Source organism: Jeotgalibacillus soli, assembly GCF_000829435.1.
In the GTDB taxonomy this organism is placed as follows: domain Bacteria; phylum Bacillota; class Bacilli; order Bacillales; family Jeotgalibacillaceae; genus Jeotgalibacillus; species Jeotgalibacillus soli.
The window spans coordinates 102,597-124,937 of the sequence record NZ_JXRP01000020.1; the positions used below are offsets into that span (position 1 = coordinate 102,597).

Consider the following 22,341-nt stretch of genomic DNA (forward strand, 5'->3'; position numbering starts at 1 on the left):
AAAAACGATGAAGAAATTCCTTCATCGTTTTTTGAGGACAATCATTTAGTTTTTTGTCACTGGTTCTTCTTTAGGCGCATTTTCGCTAATCGTTTTCTCAGTAGAATCAATGGCTTCTTCTACCTCGTTTAGTTTAGCCGCCGCAATGTCCGTAGCTTTTTCAACTGTATCAGCAGTTTGATCAACCGCGTCCTCTAGTGCTGGAGTCGCCGCCTCTCCTTTAATAGATTTAACCTTTTCAACAAGACCAGAAGACTGATCTTGAACAGTTTGTGACAACACAGCTGTCTTTTCTTTTGCCGCATTCGCAAGCTCTGAACTTTTATCAATTGCTTGCTCTTTCCACTCTGCTGAGCGTTCCTTCAGCAGTTCTGCCTGTAAAGTTAGATCATCTCTAAACTCTTTACCTGATTTCGGTGCTAAAAATAGTGCAGTTGCTGCACCAACCGCTCCTCCTATTAATGCTCCTAAAACAAAATCCCTTGTACTTGTCGTTGTTTCTTGCTTATCGATTTGAGCCACTACATTTCCTCCTCTATATTATAAACATTTTTTTGTTCTCTATTAATATAAAGACTCCCCAACTATTCCACTGGAGGCAGCGCTCTCTGCGGTTCTGGATAGGATGTTGTTTCCTTTGCTTTGCGCGCCTTCCACTTATCACGAATTTCCATGGCTACATTACTCCATTGCACCACTTGAGCAATTTTTTCTTCATTATTTTCAACAGATCGGCTGATAGAATGAGTGATTTTACCAATTGAGTGATTAAGCTGCTGTACATTTGTTCCAACACCCTTAACCGCATCAACAACAGAGTTTAGTTTTTCTGACTTGTCTTGAATATCTTCAGCAAGATTATTGGTTTTATGTAATAAATCTGTTGTCTCCTTCGTAACACCGTCCAGTTGCTTTTGCAGACCATCCACCGTTCCAGCAACATTATCCAGTGTTGTACGCAATGATTTCAATGTTGCTGCAAGACTGATGCACAGGATTAGAAATCCAATTGCTGCAAGAGCTGCACTAATATACAAAATAATTTCCATAAGCTCGACTCCCTTCTATAATTTCATATAATGAATTTACCCTTTAGAAATACTTATTAAACGCATAACCTCATATTTCGATATGATACACGAAAACTCCTTTATTTCAAAATGAATAATCTCAATATTGTTTTTTATAAATTCACTTAAATCATGTACAATAAAAAAGGTACATAATGCAAAATGAAAGGGGATTTTTTAATGAAAGATCCACGAATTGAAAAGCTTGCATATAACTTGATTAATTACTCAGTTGATCTGCAGCCGGGAGAAAAAGTTTTAATTGAAAACTTTGGTTTGCAGCGCGAGCTTGTGAACGCTCTTGTCAAAGCCGCTTATGATGCAGGAGGTAAGCCTTTTGTTTCGTTAAAGGATCATCAGATAGAGCGTGCTTTATTGCTTGGGGCTACGGAAGATCATTTCAGCTTGATCGCTGATTTTGAAGCACAGGTAATGAGTAAAATGGATGCTTATATCGGTTTGCGTGCTGGCGATAACATAAACGAACATGCTGACGTCCCTGCAAACAAAATGAATATTCATGGTTCGACAATCGGTAAAAAGGTGCATCGTGATATTCGAGTACCAAAAACAAAATGGTGTGTATTGCGCTACCCATCCTCTTCGATGGCTCAGCTCGCTAAAATGAGTACTGAAGCCTTTGAAGACTTCTATTTTGATGTCTGCAACTTGGATTATGGAAAAATGGACAAAGCGATGGATTCGCTCGTCTCGCTGATGGACCGTACAGATAAAGTAAGACTGGTAGGAGAAGGCACCGATTTATCCTTTTCAATCAAAGATATTCCGTCCATTAAGTGTGCAGGAAATAAAAATATTCCTGACGGAGAAGTATTTACTGCGCCAGTACGTGATTCAGTTAATGGCACCATTACATACAACACGCCATCACCCTACCAGGGCTTTACCTTTGAGCATGTATCTCTGACATTTGAAAATGGGAAAATTGTCAATGCAGCCGCAAATGATACAGAGCGAATAAATCGTGTATTTGATACAGATGAAGGAGCACGTTATGTAGGAGAATTCGCTATCGGTGTTAACCCCTATATCCTGCATCCAATGCAGGATATACTTTTCGATGAAAAGATTGATGGCAGCTTCCACTTCACGCCAGGCCAATGCTATGAAGAGGCATCAAACGGAAATGATTCAACTATTCACTGGGATATGGTCTGCATTCAGCGTCCGGAGTATGGCGGAGGAGAAATTTACTTTGATGACGTTTTAATTCGTAAAGATGGACGTTTTGTGTTGTCAGAGCTTGAAGTACTAAATCCAGAAAATCTGAAATAAGTATCAAAAGAGGCAGCCTAGACCTAGGCTGCCTCTTTTATTTTATTCACTTTTTAACAATAGCCATTGCTCATAGGATTCCTGGAATTTTTGAACATCTCCAGCACCCATAAAGATAAGAACTGCATTTGAATGCTGAGCAAGCGCTGATGGATCCTCAGGATTTAATAATTCTGCCCCATCAATTTTGTCCTGCAGATCACGAATCGACAGCTTACCGTGATTCTCACGAGCAGATCCGAAAATGTCGCATAAATACACTTTATCAGCCATTTTCAAACAATCTGCAAATTCTTCTAAAAACGCTTGTGTCCTTGAAAATGTATGCGGCTGAAAGATGGCCACGATTTCCCGGTTTGGATATTTCTTAGCAGCTGAATCAAGCGTTGCTCTAATTTCTGTCGGGTGATGAGCATAATCATCAATTAATACCTGCTTACTCACCACTTTTTCTGTAAAGCGTCTTTTCACGCCTGTAAAGGTCTTAAGCTGCGCCTGAATGATGTCCGTGCTAAAGCCTTCATAGTGACAAAGAGCAATAACAGCCAATGAATTTAAAATTGTATGATCGCCAAACATTGGAATGGAAAACGTCGCATAATATTCATTGCGTACATGCACATCAAATGTTGTTCCATCCGTACCTGTCACAACATTGCGGGCTTGAAAATCGTTCTCTTCATTAAAACCATAAAATAATACGGGCACTTTTGCCTGTATCTTTTGAAGCTGTTCATCATCACCGCATGCAATGATCCCTTTATTGACCTGCATGGCCATTTCTTGAAAAGCAGAAAAAACATCATCAATATCCGTAAAATAATCTGGATGATCAAAATCAATGTTTGTCATAATTGCATAGTCAGGAGAGTAGGACAGAAAATGTCGGCGATATTCACATGCCTCAAAAACAAAATATTTACTGCCTTCTACACCTTGACCCGTACCGTCCCCAATTAAATAGGATGTACGGTCTCCACCCTGCATAACATGGGCAAGCAACCCAGTGGTGGATGTCTTTCCATGAGCACCAGAAATCCCAATGGAAATATAGCGCTGCATGAAGGCACCAAGAAATTTGTGATATCGTATTACCTCGAGGCCTTGTTTTATTGCCTCATCAATTTCTTCATGTGTATCAGGAAACGCATTGCCGGCAATGATCGTAAGTCCCGGACGAATATTATTTCGATCAAAGGGTAAGATCTTTATTCCTCTCTCTTCAAGAGCGGTTTGAGTAAAAAAACGCTTTTCTATGTCTGAACCTTGTACTTCAAAATTCATATCATGAAGGATCTGTGCAAGAGAGCTCATACCAGAACCCTTAATTCCAACAAAATGATAACTTGTCATAATTGAACCTCCAACGATTCTCTGTCTGTTTGCATTATATGATAGGCAGATGATAGTGTGTAATGAACATCTTTTGTACACAAATATTTTTTGATTATATCATGAAATCTTACTTGGACAAAATGAAATAATTCAAGGCAGAGCCATTTGTGCTGCTTAAAGGCTTGTCCCTGTCTCCTGCATGGATTGTAATTCATCTGATGTCATTAAAACATCTCTTGGTTTACTTCCTTTTGCCTCTGAAATCCACCCTTGCTGTTCCATCATATCAATCAGTCGTGCCGCCCTGTTGTAGCCAATTCGAAATTTACGCTGCAGCAAAGAGGTAGATGCTCCACCTTGTGACATAACAAATTCACAGGCTTCTAAGAGGAGCTCATCTTCCTCATCCTGAAGTTCTACCTTCGCCAAAAGCTCTTCCTGATGGAAAAGATACTTGACCTCTCGTTCTTGTCTGACATGCGAAACAACTGCGTCGATTTCCTCATCTGACACAAAGGTTCCTTGAAGACGAACAGGCTTGGAAGCCCCATTTCCTAAAAATAGCATGTCCCCTCTTCCTAATAAACGATCGGCACCAGAAGTATCAATAATTGTACGTGAATCCACTTGGGAGCTCACAGCAAAAGCCACTCGTGTCGGTACATTCGCTTTGATGAGACCCGTGATCACATCAACGGAAGGACGCTGTGTGGCAATAAGCAAATGAATACCGCATGCACGGGCTTTTTGAGCAATCCTGCAGATCGCTTCTTCCACATCTGCCGGTGACATCATCATTAAATCTGCTAATTCATCGATTACGATAACCAGATAAGGCAGCTTTTGAGCAAATTGGCGTGCTTCAGTCGCTTTTTGATTGTAGCGTCCAATATCACGAACACCCGCGTGGGCAAAAAGCTGATAACGTCTTTCCATTTCCTCCACCGCCCATTTTAATGCAGCGGTCGCAGCCTTTACATTTGTTATTACAGGACTGACAAGATGAGGAATATGATTATATGGAGCAAGCTCAACCATCTTCGGATCGATTAGAAGCAGCCTTAATTCGTCAGGTGTTGAATGATAAAGCAGACTCACCAGTATTGAGTTTATACAAACGCTTTTCCCCGAGCCTGTGGCACCAGCGATCAATCCGTGAGGCATTTTGCCAATATCCGTTACCACGGGGTTTCCTTCAATATCAAGACCAAGTGCAACCGGTAATGTAGCCGTTGACTCCTTAAAGGATGGATGATCCAAAATTTCCTTTATCCCAACTGGACGGCTCATCGGATTCGGGATCTCAATTCCAATGGCATTCTTACCTGGAATAGGAGCCTCCATGCGAATATCACGAGCAGCAAGACTTAGCTTAATATCATCCGTCAGGCTCGTAATTTTACTGACCTTTACACCTTTTTCAGGCAACAGCTCAAAACGGGTTACAGAAGGCCCTTGTGTAACATGTTTCACCTTTGCATTTACGTTAAAGTGAAACAATGTTTCATTTAGCAGTTCAGCCTGTTCCTCCAACCAGTGATGATCAGGCTCTGCATGCACCGGCGCGTTCAACAGGTTCATAGATGGAAAAGCATAATAAGGAGGCTCTTCCTCCCCTGAAATGAGTGTTACAGCAGGCGGCTCTATGCTGTCGGAAACAGATGCCTTGATTTGTTCCGATTGATTTACTCTCTTAGGAGACACGTCAGTTTTTTTCAAATTCCGACGATCCTGCTTTAGCATCATCACATTGAACGGAATTTGTCTTGGCTTTCGCTCGGCAACTTGTTCTGGTTCTATTCGCTGCTCTTCTTTAATACTCGCTTCTGCAATTTCCTCTATTAAACCTTCATCATTTTGATCGCTATTACTATTCTGGTCAATTTGTATTGTCTGTAAATCATCAGAAGCATCCATTTTTCCACTAAATTGTTCGACTTCTGTTGATGGAGACATCAATCCCTCCACTGCAATCGGCATTTCTTCTGACTCAGTCTCTTTGAATGGAACGATTTGTAATAAAGTTTCTTCTTCGACTAGTTCTTGAGTTCGAATCGAAATTACTTCTGGAGCTTGGTTGGCTTCATCCTGAGATAGCGTTTGTTGATCATTGATTACATCACTTTGACTCAATGACTGTAAAATAGATGGTTGACCCGTTTTCTTCTCAGTTGCCTTATCCTCACCAACAGAAATACCCTGCATGAGATCTTTTTTCTTAGATTCATTTTTTAAGAGAGAGGAAACTTCAACAAGTGAATTGACTTCTTCTTTCAATACTATTTGCTCAGTCGTATTTCCTTCATACTCGCTCATTCGAATCACATTTATTTTTTGCTCAATTTCAGGCTGTTCGATTTTTACTGCTAATTGATCCTGATCAGAAGCAATGTTCTCTAAAAAGCTTTCTTTATCATTTTTAGTTATAGTTAAATTATTATAAGCGGAAACGGCTTCTTGCTCTGTCACATTTCCATTATCCTTGCTAAATTGAATCGGGTGATCCGTTTCTTGCTCTGCTGACTGCTTATGTGAAAGCTCATCTATACTTACGAGAGAGGTAATTCCTCCAAATTGGGTATATACTTTTTTAGTAGAATTGCTTGTTAATTCATATTCAACTTTTTCTATCCGATCTACTGAATTTTCCACTGTATTTGGCTTTGGCCGGTTAAAGCCGTATATAGGCGATGGCACCTCAGTCGGTGTAAATGGACGATTAGACATCTGTGGTTTATAGGACGGTTTGTCTTTTGTTTTAGTGTGACTTTCATTCGAATGCGTATGATTTTTAGGCTTGGTGCTTTCTTGCCGTTCCTTTGTATACTTTGGCTTTGGATCTTCCTTTTGATCTTGCTCTTGATCTAGTCGTTCATCAGGAATTAGCGGAAATCGAAATTCTACTTTAGGGTAGTGATAGATCATTTTCGTATCCAAATCACTTTTTCTATGTACGGGTACAGGTTTTTGCTGTAATGGTTTAGGCTCATCTTTTGTTTCATCTTCCGTTTTTAAAAAAGCCAATGCTTTTTTAATCCAACTCATTATAATCACTCATTTCTGTATGTTCCTCTTCATTTTATCAGTTTTTTATGTAATATCGAGTAAAAACCGTGAAATGGTTATATGGTCCAGGGAATGAATTCACCCATAAAAAAAGACTGCCCCTCTTATTTCCCATTTTTAATAAGAAATAAACGGAGCAACCTATCATAATAAACCTTTTATGAAAGAGGAAATGCATCCCCTGCTTCAAAAGAATCCTCAAGTATTAAAATTCCTTTTTCTTGCGGCGCATTTGGCAGCGCAAGTTCTCTTGCCGAACAGATCATTCCGCTGGATGCAACGCCTCTTAGTTCTGCATCTTTTATAAGCAGACCGCTTGGCATCACCGCACCTACCTTCGCCACAACCACCTTTTGATCCGCAGCAATATTCGGCGCACCACAAACAATTTGTACTATTTCTTGTCCAACATCAACCTGACATACATTCAGTTTGTCCGCATTTGGATGCTTCTCCATTGACTTGACATAGCCCACTACAAATTTAGGTGAAAAATCAGCGTTAATGACATCATCAAATCCATTTTGATGCAGCGCTTCATTGATTTTTGTCAAACGATCTTCATCCATGCTAACAACACCATTTTCACTAAGATCAAGATAATTTGATGCATTAAATAGGTTATATCCCGCTGCTTCGCGTGTTTCACTGTTGATAATTTTTGCCACATCACCTTTTCTTTCAAACGTGCGCTGTTCAAAGCTGACACCCTGAAGTGTAATTAACAGCGTATCACCTACGCCTTGACGGTTGTAAAATACGTTCATTCTTTATTCTCCTTATTCTCTTCTTTTATTTTTACCAAGGATAAAGACAGGTTCAAGCTCTCCATCTTCATAAATAAACGATAGTGCCGTGATCGGGACTTTACCATTCGCAAAGAACTCCATGGCCATTTGGGCTAAAATATCATAGCCTGTTTCATTGCGGATATCCCCAATAATTAATACATCCTGATGAGGAACTGCTATCGTCATTTCCCCTTCGACTTTCGCATTTATTTCCTGTAAAAATGATTCGTTTAAGATGCGGCTTGCATCGTAGCCATCGTTTGAATTTAAGAAATAAAAGACGTTTCCGGCAACTTCATCCGCTTTTACCCTCGTAGAGAGTGAGCGTACATTAAATAAGGCCATCTCTTTAACCTGGACCTTTGTCCACTTTTGTTTTTCAAGAAAAGCAGTATCAATAAGGCGATAGGTTGTACCAAGGTCAACAGCGTAATAAATTCTTGTTTCCGCCGTGTGGTCATCAAAAATAAATGGTATGCCTTCTTGTGCTTCTGAAGGAAAGGATGTCGAACGAATAACAGGAAATACTTGCTTCTCAGGGGCTTCAACCACTGTCTCTGTCCCCATAACCGAAAGAGCTTCCTCTACATAATACACAACTTCATCAATTGCTTCATCCTTCTTATTACTCCACTTGCCGATGATGCTTGGGACTGATACCTCTATCCCTTTGCCCGTGTCACTATTTTCAAAACGAAGCTGATCTTTTTTCTTATCATAGCTGATTTTGCGATTAGGAGCGCTTAGCCTCTCCTCTAATAATCGCTTCATTTTTATCGAATCCATATTCATTTTTTTACTCATTTTTTTCCTCCTGACCAGGAGTGTCCTGAAATATCTCCGACTCTATTGTACATGAAAATGACCTGGTCCTAAAGGTTAACCTTTTCCCCTCGGCCAGGTCATTGCTATTCCCCATAAATGATTATTTTAAATAGAAGAAATTAGGCTGGCAGTTTAGTCATAAACGCTTCAATTTCCTCTTGCGTTTTACGATCCTTGCTGACAAATCGACCGGCCTCTTCACCGCTATGGTAGGCCAAAAAGCTTGGGATACCAAATACATTCAGTTCAATGCAAAGATCTAAAAATTCATCACGGTCCACATGAATAAATGTATAGTTGGAAAATTTTTTTTCAACTTCCGGCATAAATGGTTCGATTACACGGCAATCTGGACACCAGCCTGCAGAGAACATAAAAACATAGTTACCTTCATTTTTAAATGAATGAAACTGTTCGACTGATTCAAGGTTTTTCATGATTTACTTTCCTCCTGTATGAATAAGCATTTGGCCATTTTTAATCAAGCCTATTTTTCTCATATAAGAAGATAGTAACAGTGTAATGACTGCCGGTCCAATGAAATGCAACACGGCCATCTTAATTAAAACATCCATTGTGAATCCCATCGTTTGAAAGGTCATAATTTGACCAACTAATCCACTCGTCCCCATTCCTGCTCCAGCAGCATTATTTTCCATTGCCCAGATCGTTGTACCAATTGGAGCTAATAACATACCGGCTAACGTAGGCGGGATTAAGATAAGCGGATTTCGTAATATGTTGGGAACCTGCAGCATGGACGTGCCAATCCCTTGAGCGATCAGCCCGCCAAATTTATTTTCGCGGTAGCTCGCCACGGCAAAGCCAACCATTTGAGCACTGCATCCAATGGTTGCGGCACCTGCAGCGACACCGTTTAAATCGAGCATTAACGCAATCGCCAGACTGGAAATGGGTGCTGTCAAAGCCAGCCCCATAAGCGCGGCAACGAGCATCCCCATCACAACCGGTTGCTGTTCTGTCGCCCAGCCAATCCAGCTGCCAAACATGGTCATAAATTCTGCCATATATGGTCCAATGAATGCTGCAACACCGTAGCCTGCAGCAATTGTCACAAACGGTGTGATGATAATATCCACCCTTGTAGATTGACTAACCATTTTTCCGATCTCTGTTGAAATAAGAGCTGCGATATAAGCTCCAGCAGGACCGCCAAGAGCTGCTCCGGCCGCCCCTGTTACAGCTGCCGCAAATAATACAAGCGGCGGTGCCTTCAATCCATATGCAATTGCGACACCAATTGCCGGACCCATTAAACTCATTGATAAAGTTCCCATTTCAATAAAAAACCCCATATTAATTGAAAAGAAAATTTCAATTTGCTCCCCAAGTGTTTTAATAATCAAACCAATAATTAAAGAGCCAAAAAGTCCTAAAGCCATAAAACTGAGTGCGTCAATGAAATAAGATTTTAGAGACGGTGCAATTCCTTTTTTTTTAAGCCAATTCATCGAATGATCCTCCTCATCGCAGTCAATATTACTAGCGTAAAGACAGGTGACAAAAAAGTAAACAATAAAAAAAAGTTTTCATAGTTTGAAAACTTTTTTTATTTAGCTTCGTTAAACAGGTCTGTTGATTGCAGCACGCAGGAGTCTCGCACACCCGCTACAATCAACGCTGTGCGAAAATTTTAACATAGCTTTTTATTTAGAAATTATTCTGTTGTATCTTCCCATTTTACAGAGCTAACCGTTTCCATCATCCATTTTGCATTACTGGATAATGAATCAAGATCCGAGATGGTTGTTATTTTCGCATGATTGATTCCTGTCACTAGCTCATAATGCTCTTCATCCATTTGACGAACGAGTACATAGCCGAAACGGTCATCCTCTTCAAACGTTTCATTAATAAGCCATGGATCATCTACATGATTCACTGTCATCGTATAAATTACATCATTTCCTGCTTGTTCATTGAAATGGTGAAACAGCACAAACGTAGCATTGCTTTTTTCAAGAATGATATTGTGATCTGATTCTTCCACCATGGATACACCAAAAGGCAATCGCAGCGATAATGCTTCAGTATCTTCATTTGTTCGCTTCGGTTCATCAGTAAATAGCTGTTCAACCTCTTCCAATGTTTTCTCTTTTTCATCTTCGATTGTCGTACTGCATGCAAACAAGAATGTACACAATAGTAGAAACACTGGAAAAAGACTTGCTTTCTTCATGATACTTCCCCCTAAATTATGAAAGAACGTTCAGATTTCATGATACCTGTACATCCATCAATTTGACAACCCTTTTAATAGACGTGGTTTTTTAAGTTTGACTCTACTAAGTGCTATACTACCAATAATTAAACTTTTTAAAGGAGGTATTATAATGGAGCTAATCATTTATTTAGCAGGTGAAATTCACAGTAATTGGCGGCAAACAATAAAAGAACAGGCTAATTCCCTGCCCTTTCATTTGAACTTTGTAGGGCCCATGGAAAACCACGAACGCTCTGATAACATTGGAGAAGAAATTCTCGGAAATCAGCCCAATACTATATTTAAAGACGATGCAGCTTCTGCAATGAATAATTTGCGTACACAGGTGCTGATGCAAAAGTCTGATGTAGTTATCGCACTTTTTGGAGAAAAATACAAACAATGGAATACGGCAATGGATGCAAGCACAGCCATCACACTGAATAAGCCGCTCATTCTTGTTCGACCTGAAAAGCTGCACCATGCTTTAAAAGAACTCTCTAGAAAAGCAAACGTAACAGTCGAAACAACTGAACAAGCACTCCAAGTAATATCCTATATTTTTGAAGAGGAATAAAAAGAATCGGCACCGCAACAATTGAAGGTGCCGATTCTTTTATTTGTTCCGAAATTCCCATTGTCCAATTAACAACTGGACAACATGAGTAAACATTTGAATACGGTTAATTCGACCATTTGTAAAGATCCCAACCGCTCCTTCATGATGGCGTATATTTTGCCGCTGACGAACGTCATCCATCACCGGACCGAGCTCTTCTCCATTACGCAGACGATCTGCAATGGCTTGCGGCAATAAAATACGCGCGCCGCCCGCCACAAAGGGTTCATCATTTCTATCAAGAAGCGCTCCCCAATTGCAGATAAACAAGCCAGCAGAAGTATCCGTCACTCCTCCCTCAAGACCAATGCCTATAGACGCTTGTAAAGCATCCTTTGCTGCTCTCGCACGATGAATAGCGCCGCTTATGGTCTCTTCATCAGAAAAAGGCTGTTCCGCTACTCCAGAAGCAACACTCATGCCCTCAATATGAACTGAATACTCAGGAGAAGCAGAAAAAGCTTCCTTCACTGCTTGAATCTTTGCTTTATTATGGGTCCCAACAGCAATATGAACTACATGATCCATTTTCTCACCTTATGATTGCTGACGAATAGATTCAACCGTAGAACGGTCGCTTGCTTTTACCAGCTTCACAAGCAGTTCTTTCGCCGCTGCATAGTCTTCAATATGAATCATGGATGCGTGTGTATGAATATAGCGTGAGCAAATGCCCACCACTGCACTAGGAACCCCTTCATTGGACATATGAACACGGCCGGCATCCGTACCGCCTTGTGAAACAAAATATTGGTAAGGAATGTTGTTTGATTCAGCTGTATCCAGTATAAATTCTCTCATTCCGCGGTGCGTTACCATGCTTCGGTCCAGAATTCGAAGAAGGGTACCCTGTCCAAGCTGGCCAAATTCATTTTTGTCACCGGACATGTCATTTGCGGGACTTGCATCCATCGCAAAGAAAATATCTGGTTTTATAAGATTTGCTGCCGTCTGTGCTCCTCTTAGGCCCACTTCTTCCTGTACGGTCGCCCCGCTATATAATGTATTGCCTAACGTTTCTCCCTGCAGCTCCTTTAACAGCTCAATGGATAAACCGCAGCCATAACGATTGTCCCATGCCTTTGCAAGAATTTTCTTTTCATTCGCCATTGGTGTAAATGGACAGATCGGAACCACCTGCTGCCCAGGCTTAATGCCGATTGATACAGCGTCGCTTCGATCATCTGCCCCAATATCAATGAGCATATTTTTAATATCCATCGGCTTTGCTCGTTTTTCTTCACTAAGCAAATGCGGAGGAATCGAGCCAATCACACCCATCACTGATCCCTTTTCTGTGATAATTTCAACGCGCTGGGCAAGAAGCACCTGGCTCCACCAGCCGCCAAGCGTTTGAAAGCGCAGCATGCCGTTTTCAGTGATGCCCGTAACCATGAACCCTACTTCGTCCATATGACCTGCAGCCATGACAACTGGACCATCCTGCGGACCCTTTTTCAAGCCAAAAATACTCCCTAATCCATCTTGAATAATCTCATCTGAATATTTTTGAAGCTCATTTTTCATGAATTTTCGAACCGCATGCTCATTGCCAGGTGCTCCAGGGAGCTCTGTTAATGTTTTAAATAAAGTAAGTGTTTCCTGGTTCATCTTAATATTCTCCTTTCTTTCGTTAAACCATCAATTTCATTTGTATGTAAATTTTTTGTAAAATCGCTCTCAACCTTTCTATATTTTACAGAACTTTCATTCCACTTACCACCAATAACAGGAGCTCGAAAAAAAGATAGATGATAAAAATTGGATCTTTCTGTATACTGAAAATAGTTTGAGTCATTCGGAGGTGATAGGGAATGAATTGGAAGGACATTACGATTGGCGCGGCGATTGGACTGGCTGCCGGAATCGCTATCAGTCAAAGTACAACACGTGCAGTCTCTGTCTCAGCGGATAAAGTATTGAAAGATGTGAAAAATGCATTTAAACAGCATGGGGCTATTGACGGATCATGGATTCAAATGAAACCAGAAGAATACGAAATTCATGCTGTTAAAAATCAGGTCTACCGTGGAGGCATCTCCCGTCATAAAGGAAACGAGCTTGAGCAGTTTGAATTTATTGCTGATGCAAAAACTGGAACCGTTATGGATGTCTACAAGACTACATCATAATGATTAGGTTGATTCTTACAGTTGTCATTGTAAGAATCAACCTTTTCTATTATAAAGGGTTTATTAAACGTGTCTGTTGATTGCTGCACCCAGACGCTCGCTTTCCGCTACAATCAACGCTGAGCAAACATCAACAATGGACTTTAACATTGCTTTTATATAAAAGGAGTTCTTTCCACAACATGATGAATTGAGTTACCTGTCTTATCCCATTTAAGTGCACGGTAATATGAATCATGATAGAAAGTAAACCACCAGCCGTTTTCAATTCCTTCCTTTATCCATTTCTCTTTTGCAGTGATCGACGTCATTGGATAGTCATCATAAGCAAGCACCCAAAGAGAGTTTTGGTGAGCATGCGTTGGCATTAAATCTCCCATATGAATAAGTCGCTCTTCTCCCTGCTCCATGATAATGATGGAGTGTCCATCACTATGTCCGCCAGTGTGAACCATGTGAAGGGTCGGAAATATCTCAATTTCCTCATCAAAAGTGATGATTTGATCCTGAATTGGCTGCCAGTTCTCTTCCCAATATGTATTTCTTGAACGAATATTCGGCTCTTTCATCTCAGCCCATTCAATGGCTGACACATGAATTTTTGCGTTAGGAAACGAAGAAACGAGCTGACCTTCACGTACTTCAGTTAATCCACACGCATGATCAAAGTGAAGATGTGTCATTAAGATAAGATTAATATCCTCTTTTTTGAGATCCAGTTCAGCTAAAGAATGTTCAATATTCGACTCGCGGGTTACACCATAATTTTTTTTCTTTTTATCTGACAGCTTGCCAAAGCCTATTCCTGATTCAATTAAAATATTGTGATTTTTCACCTGCAGCAATATCGGTTCTGTTGGAAGCTCGATTTGATTCGCTTCATTATGTGGATATTTTTTGGACCAGAGTGGTCTTGGAACGACACCAAACATACCGCCCCCATCCAAATTTGTAATGCCCCCATCGAGCCACGTTAGCTTCATCTCACCAAACGTTAATGTATCCATACAATATTATTCCTCCTTTAAATGAATCCGCTTTCATTTTATCATACTAGCTCATACAAAAAAAAAGCAGAAAGCACATTTACTTCCTGCTGAAAATAATACCAATCTTGTTGTTAAAATTTCAATAAATGATCCCTTACGCAAGATAAAAGACCTCTTACTTTCGAAATACTCGTAAAGAAAATTACGTAAGTTAAACCTGCATTTTACTCATGAATTTGCTGGATATCGAACTTCGCATCGATAAATACGCTGTCCTTTTCTTGAAAACTTCTCTTCATACTCTGTCATGATGTTTCCTTCAAAGTCACTTTTATGAAGATCAAGACTAACATAGGTTAACAGCAATCCATAGGCTGAAAAGCTTTGCAGCGAATATTCAAATAAGCCCTGGTTATCTGTTTTAAAGTGTATTTCACCCTCATCCATTAACAAGCCCTTATACAAATCAAGAAACATTGAAAAGGTTAATCGACGTTTTTCATGACGATTTTTGGGCCATGGATCAGAGAAATTAAGATAAACTCGGCTGACATCGCCTTTTTCAAAAAAATTAGCTAGATCTGCTGCGTTAATATTAAGCAGCTTAACGTTAGGAAGATCAGCGTCAATTAATCGATCAAGTGCCATGACAATAACACTTTCTGATAACTCGATGCCAATATAGTTGATGGTAGGATTTTCCTGTGCCATCCCAGTTACAAAACGGCCTTTTCCCGTCCCCACCTCAATATGGATGGGATGATCATTACCAAAAACCTCATGCCACTTACCTTTTTTTAATTCCGGATCGTGGACAAAATATTGCGGATATTCCATCATTTTTTCCTTTGCCCACGGTTTATTTCTCGTTCTCATCTAGTTGTACACCTCATTATCTATTATTCTAGTCATTTTATCAGCAGGGATTATTCATTGAAAACCCTAACATGTTCTCTATTCAGTATTTCTAAGAACCTCTTCAACAAAAAAAGCCTGTATGCTTTTCTCCTGAAATAACACGAGAAAATCCATCAGGCTATTACTTATCTATATTTTTTTTGGTCTATGTTTGAAAGCATCGTTGTAAAAAGTTCATCCATTTCGTCACTTCATGCAGACGGCTTTTATCCTTATGCCATTGCAGCATAATAAGTGCCTGACAAACCACGTACCACTTCATACGCAGACGGAACTCATCCGTTAATGATTGTCCATATTGCCCCATCCACTCTTCCCAGTCAGCCTCAGGTATATACCAATATAAAAGCATACCAATATCGACGGCAGGATCAGCCAGCATGGCACCATCCCAGTCTATTAAAAACAGTTCGTCCTGATCCGATAAGAGCCAATTGTTATGATTAACATCACCGTGGCATACAGCATAATCTTCGGTTTCAATTTCATCTATATGCTCCTGCAAAAACGTAATCGCATCCCGCACTGGCTTTAGAAGTATCAGATCTGTATCCAATATGGTCTCCACTTCCGTTAACATAAGAGCCGCTTCGTAGGGTTCTTTCCCTAATCGTTGCAGCATGGAGGTGAGGGGTTTGGAGCTATGAATTTTATTTAACAGCTTTGCTACACGTACACTTATCATCTCAGTTGCTTTAAGCTCCCGGCCGTTTAACCAGTGCTGTGCTGTGATGACATCTCCATTTTCTAATCGCTTTGTCCATTTCAGTCTAGGAACTATTCCTTCTGCTGAAAGCACAGCAATAAACGGAGAGGAATTACGTTTTAAGAACAGCTTTTGTTCATGGTACCGAGCAAAAAACGCTTCACCCGTGGCGCCACCGGCGGACATGATCTCCCAGTCCTGATCAAATAAGTGTTCCAAGTCCATTCACCTTCTATGTTATCAGTCTACTAGTAATAAATAAAAAGATAGCTATCTACGCTTTGATCAGCAATAGCTATCCTATATGGATTTTATCGTCTATCAGGGTTATTCGTCAAGACCCTTCATTTTTGGAAGAAACAATTTCCACTTGTGCTGGTGGACGGTAATATGAATGATTTGCTGGTGTGCTAGTTCCCCAGCATCTTCTCCATCTGCATGAACACGTACGAATTCATCCGATTTAACCTGTAAAACGCGCCCTCTTTTTATCGCTACTTCTTTGTATTTTAAATGAGAACCTTTAAAAACGCTCAAAAAAACCGCTAACAATTTCCACCTAGATAGATTATGAACAATCGTTAGATCGAGCAGACCATCCTGTGGGATTGCTTTTGGTGAAATTTTCATTCCTCCCCCGTAATAGGGCTGATTCGATACAGAAATAAACCATACATTTGAGTATTGTTCCATTATCCCATCCACTTCAATTTCCAGCATAGTTGGACGGTAGGTAAAAAGGTGCCTGAGCAAGTAAAAAACATAAATCAATTTACCAGCCCCTACTAGGTTAAGCCATTTCTTTAAAAGTGAGCGATTAGATGAAAAAGCAACCAGCGCGTCAAACCCGATCCCAAGATTGTTTACAAACCATCCAGTATTATTTTCACTTTGATAATGTGCTGCATCAAAGCTTTCCGATTTTCCATTTAATAAAGAAAGGTCCTTAATGGAACGAGCCGTGAGTTGAAATGATGGAAACGCACGAGCAAAATCATTTCCTGAGCCCGCCGGTATGCAGGCTACCATCACATTTTCACCTTCCGCCGCCACTACACCATTGATGATTTCATGCATAGTGCCGTCTCCACCCATACCGATAAATAGCACTTTTTCCTCCGGATTCTGTTCACACCACGCACGTATTTTCTCAGAAGCATCCCCCGGAGACTCCGTAATCCATGTCTCAATTCCTTCTTTTTTGCAAATCGATTCGATAGAATGAAAATATTGAAGGGCTTTTCCGTTCTTCGCTTTTGGGTTAATCACCAGGATTTTCTTCATTCAAGAGGCTCCTGAAGCACTGCTTGATCATCGTCTTTCATGTTCCATTGCATCTGACTTACAGACGTTGTTTGTGTACGAGACAAGATCGCTTTCGCAGCTTTAATTTGCATATGCTTTAAGGGTGATCTTGATGAACGCTGCTGCATAAACCATTCAGGGTATGACTTTCGATCAAGTAAAGTAAGACCGTAAGGATAGTCTGGAAAATCAATATATCCATCACGTGAAATTAATGCTTTTTTAATAGGAAAATCTACTTCATCCTGTTGAAATATTTGCTTTAAAATACTTTCCATTCGATCGAGCGAAATAGAAGGATTAAGAATACGCTTTTCCTGTTCTCCTGACTTTACCGTCCAAAAGCGGTCCATAGAGCCGATATAGGCAGCCTGATCAGATTCCTCAAGAAACATCAGGCACCAAATATGTGTAGGTGTTAGCAGCAGGATTTCCAATTCGATCGGCGCTTTTTTTAGCTTTACGATCGGTTCATACAGGACAAGATACGTATCTGGAAATCGCTGCAATAGGTAGCGCAGCGTCTCTTCCCGTAAAAATTTCGAGTCAACGTAGGATTTTTCTGTTAATGTCGAACTAGCCCATTTCAATTGAAATTGATAAAGCTGATCGAGATACATATGCTTAAGTTCATCTAATGTTTCTGGACGGTAATACACCTGAGGTTCAAAGTCAAATTGCGGCTCTTCTAGAGACATTTCCTGATCTCCCTCAAAGTCAACTTCCTGCTCCTCTCTTGCATGGTCACGTGTCAAAATTTTTCGAAAGCGGGTAAAAAGACCTTCTTTCCCTTCAATTTCCTCTTTAAAATGTTGAACTTCATCCGTGTTCATGAAAACGGAGCCTTCGTCCCACTGTTTTTTGATTTTCTCCCATTGTTGTTTCTTAAGTCTAACAAATTGAGATGGATAACGTACCATGTCTTTCTCATAGCGTGATACGTAGTCCTGAAGCTTAATAAGCTGTGCCACTGGGTTAACCCCCTCCTCCTGCTTTTATTCTATGGCTGTCAATGGCCATCGATAAACAGCTTCGTATTTTGAAAGCCTGTCCATATGTATTTTATATAGGGTTATATGGGTTGCTTTAAAGTAATGAGATGCCGAAATTTCTGGTAAAACAAACTCATCTTTTCCTTGCCACCTCTTGGCCAACGTAACATGGGGTGTAAAAGGACGAGGATCGACTTTTCCTCCTAGTTTCGCTACAGCTTGCTGTACACTTTTTTGTATACGATTTAATGAGCCATTTAATTCCGGGCCAATCCAAAGAATACGAGGCGACTCTTTTTTTCCAAAATACCCGCTATGATCAAGTGAAAGATTAAATTGAAAATACATTGCAGCCATTTCCTTAAGCAGCTTGTCATACCGAATAAAAGCAGTATTTTTCACTTCACCTAAAAAAGCAAGTGTAATATGTAAATCGTCCTGATGCGTCCATTGTTTAAAAGTCATAAATTGCTGCCAGTCTTCAATGATGCCGTTTATCGCCTCTTTCATCATGTCAGGTAGCTCAAGGGCAATAAAGTAATGTGGTGTTTTCACCGCATTCTCCTCCAGTTTACTATTTCTTCATATTATACCCCCTCCCCAAGAAGAAGGCATCCTATTTTCATATAAGCAATGATCATTGAATGAAAACGCCATTACAGGTAAAATAATGAGATGAATGATAGATGACCATTTATTTTTATTCATAATTTCAGCCAGGGGTAAGTAGAAAGGATGAGCAAAATGAAGGTAGTAAATAATGTATCCGAATTAATAGGAGATACACCGCTTGTAAAACTAAATCACCTACAGCCGGAAAATGGTGCTACGGTGTATGCAAAGCTTGAATATTTCAATCCAAGCAAAAGTGTAAAAGACCGTGCTGCCTATAACATGATCATCGAAGCGGAGAGGGCTGGGCTGTTAAAGCCAGGGGCAACAATTATTGAGCCGACAAGCGGGAATACTGGCATAGGGATTGCTATGAATGCAGCAGCACGCGGGTATCGTTCCATTATCGTTATGCCAGATACAATGACGGCAGAGCGTATTAATATTTTGAAGGCATATGGAGCAGAGGTCGTGTTAACACCAGGTGATGATAAAATGCCCGGGTCGATTGAAAAGGCGAAGGAGCTTGCAGCAAACATTCCTAACAGTTTTGTGCCCATGCAGTTTGAAAATGCTGCAAACCCTGATGCCCATCGCTATTCCACAGCTGTTGAAATTATCGATGCAGTTGAGCAGATTGGACAAAAGCTCGGTGCTTTTGTTGCTACAGCTGGAACTGGCGGAACCATAACAGGTACGGGTGAGGTACTAAAAGAAAAATATCCTGACGTTGAAGTACATGTTGTAGAGCCTGCAGGGTCACCGGTATTATCTGGTGGGAAGCCTGGAAAGCATAAGCTAGTTGGTACAAGTCCCGGCTTTATCCCTTCTATACTAAACCAAGATGTATATGATGAAATTCATAAAATTGAAGATGAGGATGCATACAATATCACTCGCCGTATGGCAAGAGAAGAAGGAATTTTAGTAGGTCCGTCTTCTGGAGCAGCCGGATATGCAGCTCTGAAGGTTGCCGAGCGTTTACCATCCGATCAAATTGTTATTTTTATTGTTTGTGACACTGGGGAACGTTATTTATCCAGTGACCTTTTTCGTTACGAGGATTAAATAGATAAAAGTTGGCTCCTTCTCGTCATAAGGAGCCAACTTTTTGGTTATACGTTCGTTTTAATAAGCTCACCGCACTGCTGCTGAATAGCGCCAAGAAAAGCTTTCTGCAATTCCTTTGTCCATTTTCCAGGTGTCCGGTCCCCAACTACTGTATCTCCAACCTGTACGAGCGGCATAACCTCTGCTGTTGTGCTTGCCATAAATACTTCATCTGCCTTGTACATCTCATCAAGCGTAAATGCTTCCTCTTTATAAGACAATCCAATGTCGCTGCAAAGACGCAAGATCTCGCGTCTTGTAATTCCATTAAGAATTAAATTTGTAGCTGGATGTGTACGAAGTTCATCATTCTTAATAATAAAAATGTTTGATGATGATCCTTCTGTCACCGTACTATCTCTGTGAAGTACGGCTTCATAGCTTCCTTTTGACATCGCCTCTTGCTTAGCAAGAAGATTCCCCAGCAGGTTTAAGCTTTTAATATCACAGCGAAGCCAGCGGATATCATCAGCTACAATGGCAGTTACACCTTCTGTCATTTGTTTTTCAGGACGAGGTACTTCTTTTGTATAAGCTGTAAACACAGCTTTCACATCATTATCAGGAAAATGATGCTGTCTTGGAGAAGCTCCTCTTGTCACCTGAAGATAAATAATTCCTGTCTGAAGCTGATTTACTTCCATAAGCTCCTGCAGCTTTTTTGTTAAAATCTCTTCTGAAAAAGGCAATTCAAGATGAATTTTTTTTGCAGATTCGAACAAACGGTCAATATGCTCTTTCCCTGTGAACATGCTGCCGCTGTATATTCGAATAACTTCATATATACCGTCACCAAACTGGTAGCCTCTATCTTCAATATCAACTTTTGCTTCCTGACGTTCCATCAATTGATCATTTACAAGTACTTTATTCATCGTTGTCTCCCCTTTTCATTCGACCCTTACAGGCAATAATTATTTTTTACAGGCAATTTCATAAATGGTCTGGGCATAAATGGCTGTTGCTCTAATCAAATCTTCAATTTCCATGTACTCATCTTTTTGGTGAGCGACATCAACACGTCCCGGCATTAAAGCGCCAAATGCTACTCCCTTTGTTAAAGACCTCGCATAGGTTCCTCCACCAATCGCGAGCAACTCACCCTTACTGTTTGTCTGTTCTTCGTATACACGCAGCAATGTTTGGACAAATGGATCGTCACCATCCACATGGTGCGGCTCAGAATTGTCTACATTCGCAATTGAAAAACCATTAGAAGCCATCAACGATTCCAGCTTTTCAAGTCTTTGCGCCATGTCATATGTCACTGGATAGCGTACATTCAACCCGAAATAGGATTCTTCATCATTATAACGAATTTTCCCAACATTCATCGTTAAATCTCCGCTAATTTCATCCCATCCTGCTAATTCAAGCGCATTAGCACGGGAATCCTGGTAGAGATACTTTACTGCAAACTGGCTAAACACCTTACCTTTTGCATCGAACTCAAAATTAGTTAAAAAAGATAGTAACGCAAGGCCGGCATTTACACCATCATCCGGCTCCATTGCATGTGCTGATTTTCCGGTTAGCTGCAGCGTTAAATTACCGCCATCAATGAAGTAGTCTCCCGTTAATTGATGTGTGGTTAAAAATTCATCATACTCCTGCAATAAGTAGGTTTGATCCTGATGAGCGATCAAAACAGCTTCTGCATGATCTGGAACCATGTTATACCGCTGACCCGAAACAAATGAACGAAGCTCCATTTTGGGTGCTACCTCATCAATCGTTTCCTTTTTCAACTGCAGATCAAAATCAATAATTCCTTTCTCTGCATGAATGACCGGAAAGTCTGCATCTGGAGCAAAGCCGATTGATGGCATTTCTTCCTGCTCAAAATAACGATCTACACAGCGCCACTTGCTCTCCTCATCTGTCCCCACAATCATTCGGACACGTTTATGGAATGGATGCCCCATTTCTTTTACAATCTTCATGGCAAAAAAGGCCGCCATAGTTGGTCCTTTATCATCAATGGCTCCTCTTGCATAAATACGATTGTCTTTAATAACCCCTTCAAAAGGAGGAACAGACCAGCCGTCACCAGCGGGAACTACATCCACATGACACAAAATTCCCAATATCTCTTCTCCTTGACCCATTTCAAGATGGCCGGCTAAATTATCTACGTTTTTTGCAATGAATCCGTCCTTTTCTCCTAGATCAAGCATAAACTGCAAAGCATCTTTTACTGCTTCACCGAGAGGGGCCTCTTCTGTAGCTTTTTCTTCATCCAATACGCTTGGAATTCGCAGCAGCTCCATTAGTTTATCCAGTAGTTGTTCCTGGTGTTTTTTTACTTCCTCATTCCATTGAATGGGCACAGGCGCCACACTCCTTCTATG

23 protein-coding genes are annotated in these 22,341 nt (G+C 40.5%); 4 read left to right on the plus strand and 19 right to left on the minus strand.

The annotated features are described in order from the left end of the window. Positions 1-45: 45 nt before the first annotated feature. Both KP78_RS17240 and KP78_RS17245 read right to left on the minus strand, forming a co-directional pair. Entirely contained in the window at positions 46-522 is a 477-nt protein-coding gene (locus KP78_RS17240; RefSeq protein ID WP_041090823.1) for a YtxH domain-containing protein, read from the minus strand. 62 nt (positions 523-584) lie between these two features. Further along, the gene (locus KP78_RS17245; RefSeq protein ID WP_041090825.1) at positions 585-1,049 is read right to left on the minus strand and encodes a DUF948 domain-containing protein; all 465 of its coding nucleotides are present in this window, start codon (positions 1,047-1,049) and stop codon (positions 585-587) included. Positions 1,050-1,250: 201 nt separating this feature from the next. Here KP78_RS17245 and KP78_RS17250 point away from each other — a divergent pair, with 201 nt between their 5' ends. Continuing rightward, positions 1,251-2,366 carry an aminopeptidase gene (locus tag KP78_RS17250; protein WP_041090826.1) on the plus strand — a complete coding sequence of 372 codons (1,116 nt, stop codon included), beginning with the start codon at positions 1,251-1,253 and terminating at the stop codon, positions 2,364-2,366. A gap of 42 nt (positions 2,367-2,408) precedes the next feature. Here KP78_RS17250 and murC read toward each other — a convergent pair whose 3' ends face one another. The 7 genes from murC to KP78_RS17285 form a co-directional block, all read right to left on the minus strand. Next, the gene (gene murC / locus KP78_RS17255) at positions 2,409-3,719 is read right to left on the minus strand and encodes a UDP-N-acetylmuramate--L-alanine ligase (RefSeq protein WP_041090827.1); all 1,311 of its coding nucleotides are present in this window, start codon (positions 3,717-3,719) and stop codon (positions 2,409-2,411) included. 156 nt (positions 3,720-3,875) lie between these two features. Further along, complete coding sequence (locus KP78_RS17260; RefSeq protein ID WP_052474919.1) at positions 3,876-6,746, minus strand: DNA translocase FtsK; 2,871 nt, start codon at positions 6,744-6,746, stop codon at positions 3,876-3,878. Between the two features lie 179 nt (positions 6,747-6,925). Further along, complete coding sequence (gene ytpR / locus KP78_RS17265) at positions 6,926-7,534, minus strand: YtpR family tRNA-binding protein (protein ID WP_041090829.1); 609 nt, start codon at positions 7,532-7,534, stop codon at positions 6,926-6,928. A 12-nt stretch (positions 7,535-7,546) separates the two neighbouring features. Beyond that, positions 7,547-8,344: a DUF1444 domain-containing protein gene (locus KP78_RS17270; RefSeq protein WP_041090947.1), complete on the minus strand. Its 798-nt coding sequence runs from the start codon at positions 8,342-8,344 to the stop codon at positions 7,547-7,549. A gap of 158 nt (positions 8,345-8,502) precedes the next feature. After that, positions 8,503-8,820, minus strand: coding sequence for a thioredoxin family protein (locus tag KP78_RS17275; protein WP_041090831.1), 318 nt, complete (start codon positions 8,818-8,820; stop codon positions 8,503-8,505). Positions 8,821-8,823: 3 nt separating this feature from the next. After that, positions 8,824-9,855 (minus strand): PTS sugar transporter subunit IIC, encoded by a 1,032-nt coding sequence (locus KP78_RS17280; protein ID WP_041090833.1) that lies wholly within the window; start codon positions 9,853-9,855, stop codon positions 8,824-8,826. Positions 9,856-10,061: 206 nt separating this feature from the next. Continuing rightward, complete coding sequence (locus KP78_RS17285) at positions 10,062-10,583, minus strand: hypothetical protein (RefSeq protein ID WP_041090834.1); 522 nt, start codon at positions 10,581-10,583, stop codon at positions 10,062-10,064. A gap of 154 nt (positions 10,584-10,737) precedes the next feature. On the opposite strand from KP78_RS17285, the gene KP78_RS17290 reads away from it, so the two are divergent. Continuing rightward, entirely contained in the window at positions 10,738-11,184 is a 447-nt protein-coding gene (locus KP78_RS17290; protein WP_041090835.1) for a YtoQ family protein, read from the plus strand. Positions 11,185-11,223: 39 nt separating this feature from the next. Here the strand turns inward: KP78_RS17290 and KP78_RS17295 are convergent, their stop codons facing one another. Next, on the minus strand, positions 11,224-11,754 hold the full coding sequence (locus KP78_RS17295; protein ID WP_041090837.1) for a DUF84 family protein: 531 nt from the start codon (positions 11,752-11,754) through the stop codon (positions 11,224-11,226). Between the two features lie 9 nt (positions 11,755-11,763). Beyond that, a complete protein-coding gene (locus KP78_RS17300) occupies positions 11,764-12,837 on the minus strand; it encodes a M42 family metallopeptidase (protein WP_041090838.1) in 1,074 nt (357 codons plus the stop codon). A 203-nt stretch (positions 12,838-13,040) separates the two neighbouring features. Here KP78_RS17300 and KP78_RS17305 point away from each other — a divergent pair, with 203 nt between their 5' ends. After that, on the plus strand, positions 13,041-13,358 hold the full coding sequence (locus tag KP78_RS17305; protein WP_041090840.1) for a PepSY domain-containing protein: 318 nt from the start codon (positions 13,041-13,043) through the stop codon (positions 13,356-13,358). A 155-nt stretch (positions 13,359-13,513) separates the two neighbouring features. On the opposite strand, the gene KP78_RS17310 is transcribed toward KP78_RS17305, so the two are convergent. The 6 genes from KP78_RS17310 to thpR form a co-directional block, all read right to left on the minus strand. Beyond that, the gene (locus KP78_RS17310; RefSeq protein WP_041090842.1) at positions 13,514-14,365 is read right to left on the minus strand and encodes a YtnP family quorum-quenching lactonase; all 852 of its coding nucleotides are present in this window, start codon (positions 14,363-14,365) and stop codon (positions 13,514-13,516) included. 210 nt (positions 14,366-14,575) lie between these two features. Further along, on the minus strand, positions 14,576-15,223 hold the full coding sequence (trmB, locus tag KP78_RS17315; RefSeq protein WP_041090844.1) for a tRNA (guanosine(46)-N7)-methyltransferase TrmB: 648 nt from the start codon (positions 15,221-15,223) through the stop codon (positions 14,576-14,578). Between the two features lie 187 nt (positions 15,224-15,410). After that, positions 15,411-16,190, minus strand: coding sequence for a phosphotransferase family protein (locus tag KP78_RS17320; protein ID WP_041090845.1), 780 nt, complete (start codon positions 16,188-16,190; stop codon positions 15,411-15,413). A 108-nt stretch (positions 16,191-16,298) separates the two neighbouring features. After that, entirely contained in the window at positions 16,299-17,255 is a 957-nt protein-coding gene (locus KP78_RS17325) for a diacylglycerol/lipid kinase family protein (RefSeq protein WP_052474920.1), read from the minus strand. Next, the gene (locus KP78_RS17330; protein WP_041090847.1) at positions 17,252-18,247 is read right to left on the minus strand and encodes an NERD domain-containing protein; all 996 of its coding nucleotides are present in this window, start codon (positions 18,245-18,247) and stop codon (positions 17,252-17,254) included. The genes KP78_RS17325 and KP78_RS17330 overlap by 4 nt, the downstream gene beginning before the upstream one ends. A 24-nt stretch (positions 18,248-18,271) precedes the next feature. Further along, entirely contained in the window at positions 18,272-18,823 is a 552-nt protein-coding gene (gene thpR, locus KP78_RS17335) for an RNA 2',3'-cyclic phosphodiesterase (RefSeq protein ID WP_041090849.1), read from the minus strand. A gap of 189 nt (positions 18,824-19,012) precedes the next feature. On the opposite strand from thpR, the gene cysK reads away from it, so the two are divergent. Beyond that, the gene (gene cysK / locus KP78_RS17340; RefSeq protein ID WP_041090851.1) at positions 19,013-19,948 is read left to right on the plus strand and encodes a cysteine synthase A; all 936 of its coding nucleotides are present in this window, start codon (positions 19,013-19,015) and stop codon (positions 19,946-19,948) included. A gap of 47 nt (positions 19,949-19,995) precedes the next feature. Here the strand turns inward: cysK and dat are convergent, their stop codons facing one another. Together dat and pepV are read right to left on the minus strand one after the other, a co-directional pair. Further along, the gene (gene dat, locus KP78_RS17345; RefSeq protein WP_041090854.1) at positions 19,996-20,865 is read right to left on the minus strand and encodes a D-amino-acid transaminase; all 870 of its coding nucleotides are present in this window, start codon (positions 20,863-20,865) and stop codon (positions 19,996-19,998) included. A gap of 39 nt (positions 20,866-20,904) precedes the next feature. After that, a complete protein-coding gene (pepV, locus tag KP78_RS17350) occupies positions 20,905-22,320 on the minus strand; it encodes a dipeptidase PepV (protein WP_041090856.1) in 1,416 nt (471 codons plus the stop codon). Between the last annotated feature and the right edge of the window lie 21 nt (positions 22,321-22,341).

Coding starts and splice junctions, on each gene's coding strand:
- KP78_RS17245 (WP_041090825.1), bottom strand. CDS start 1,049: ATGGAAATTATTTTGTATATTAGTGCAGCTCTTGCAGCAATTGGATTT.
- KP78_RS17250 (WP_041090826.1), top strand. CDS start 1,251: ATGAAAGATCCACGAATTGAAAAGCTTGCATATAACTTGATTAATTAC.
- murC (WP_041090827.1), bottom strand. CDS start 3,719: ATGACAAGTTATCATTTTGTTGGAATTAAGGGTTCTGGTATGAGCTCT.
- KP78_RS17260 (WP_052474919.1), bottom strand. CDS start 6,746: ATGAGTTGGATTAAAAAAGCATTGGCTTTTTTAAAAACGGAAGATGAA.
- ytpR (WP_041090829.1), bottom strand. CDS start 7,534: ATGAACGTATTTTACAACCGTCAAGGCGTAGGTGATACGCTGTTAATT.
- KP78_RS17270 (WP_041090947.1), bottom strand. CDS start 8,344: ATGGATTCGATAAAAATGAAGCGATTATTAGAGGAGAGGCTAAGCGCT.
- KP78_RS17275 (WP_041090831.1), bottom strand. CDS start 8,820: ATGAAAAACCTTGAATCAGTCGAACAGTTTCATTCATTTAAAAATGAA.
- KP78_RS17280 (WP_041090833.1), bottom strand. CDS start 9,855: ATGAATTGGCTTAAAAAAAAAGGAATTGCACCGTCTCTAAAATCTTAT.
- KP78_RS17285 (WP_041090834.1), bottom strand. CDS start 10,583: ATGAAGAAAGCAAGTCTTTTTCCAGTGTTTCTACTATTGTGTACATTC.
- KP78_RS17290 (WP_041090835.1), top strand. CDS start 10,738: ATGGAGCTAATCATTTATTTAGCAGGTGAAATTCACAGTAATTGGCGG.
- KP78_RS17295 (WP_041090837.1), bottom strand. CDS start 11,754: ATGGATCATGTAGTTCATATTGCTGTTGGGACCCATAATAAAGCAAAG.
- KP78_RS17300 (WP_041090838.1), bottom strand. CDS start 12,837: ATGAACCAGGAAACACTTACTTTATTTAAAACATTAACAGAGCTCCCT.
- KP78_RS17305 (WP_041090840.1), top strand. CDS start 13,041: ATGAATTGGAAGGACATTACGATTGGCGCGGCGATTGGACTGGCTGCC.
- KP78_RS17310 (WP_041090842.1), bottom strand. CDS start 14,365: ATGGATACATTAACGTTTGGTGAGATGAAGCTAACGTGGCTCGATGGG.
- trmB (WP_041090844.1), bottom strand. CDS start 15,223: ATGAGAACGAGAAATAAACCGTGGGCAAAGGAAAAAATGATGGAATAT.
- KP78_RS17325 (WP_052474920.1), bottom strand. CDS start 17,255: ATGAAGAAAATCCTGGTGATTAACCCAAAAGCGAAGAACGGAAAAGCC.
- cysK (WP_041090851.1), top strand. CDS start 19,013: ATGAAGGTAGTAAATAATGTATCCGAATTAATAGGAGATACACCGCTT.
- dat (WP_041090854.1), bottom strand. CDS start 20,865: ATGAATAAAGTACTTGTAAATGATCAATTGATGGAACGTCAGGAAGCA.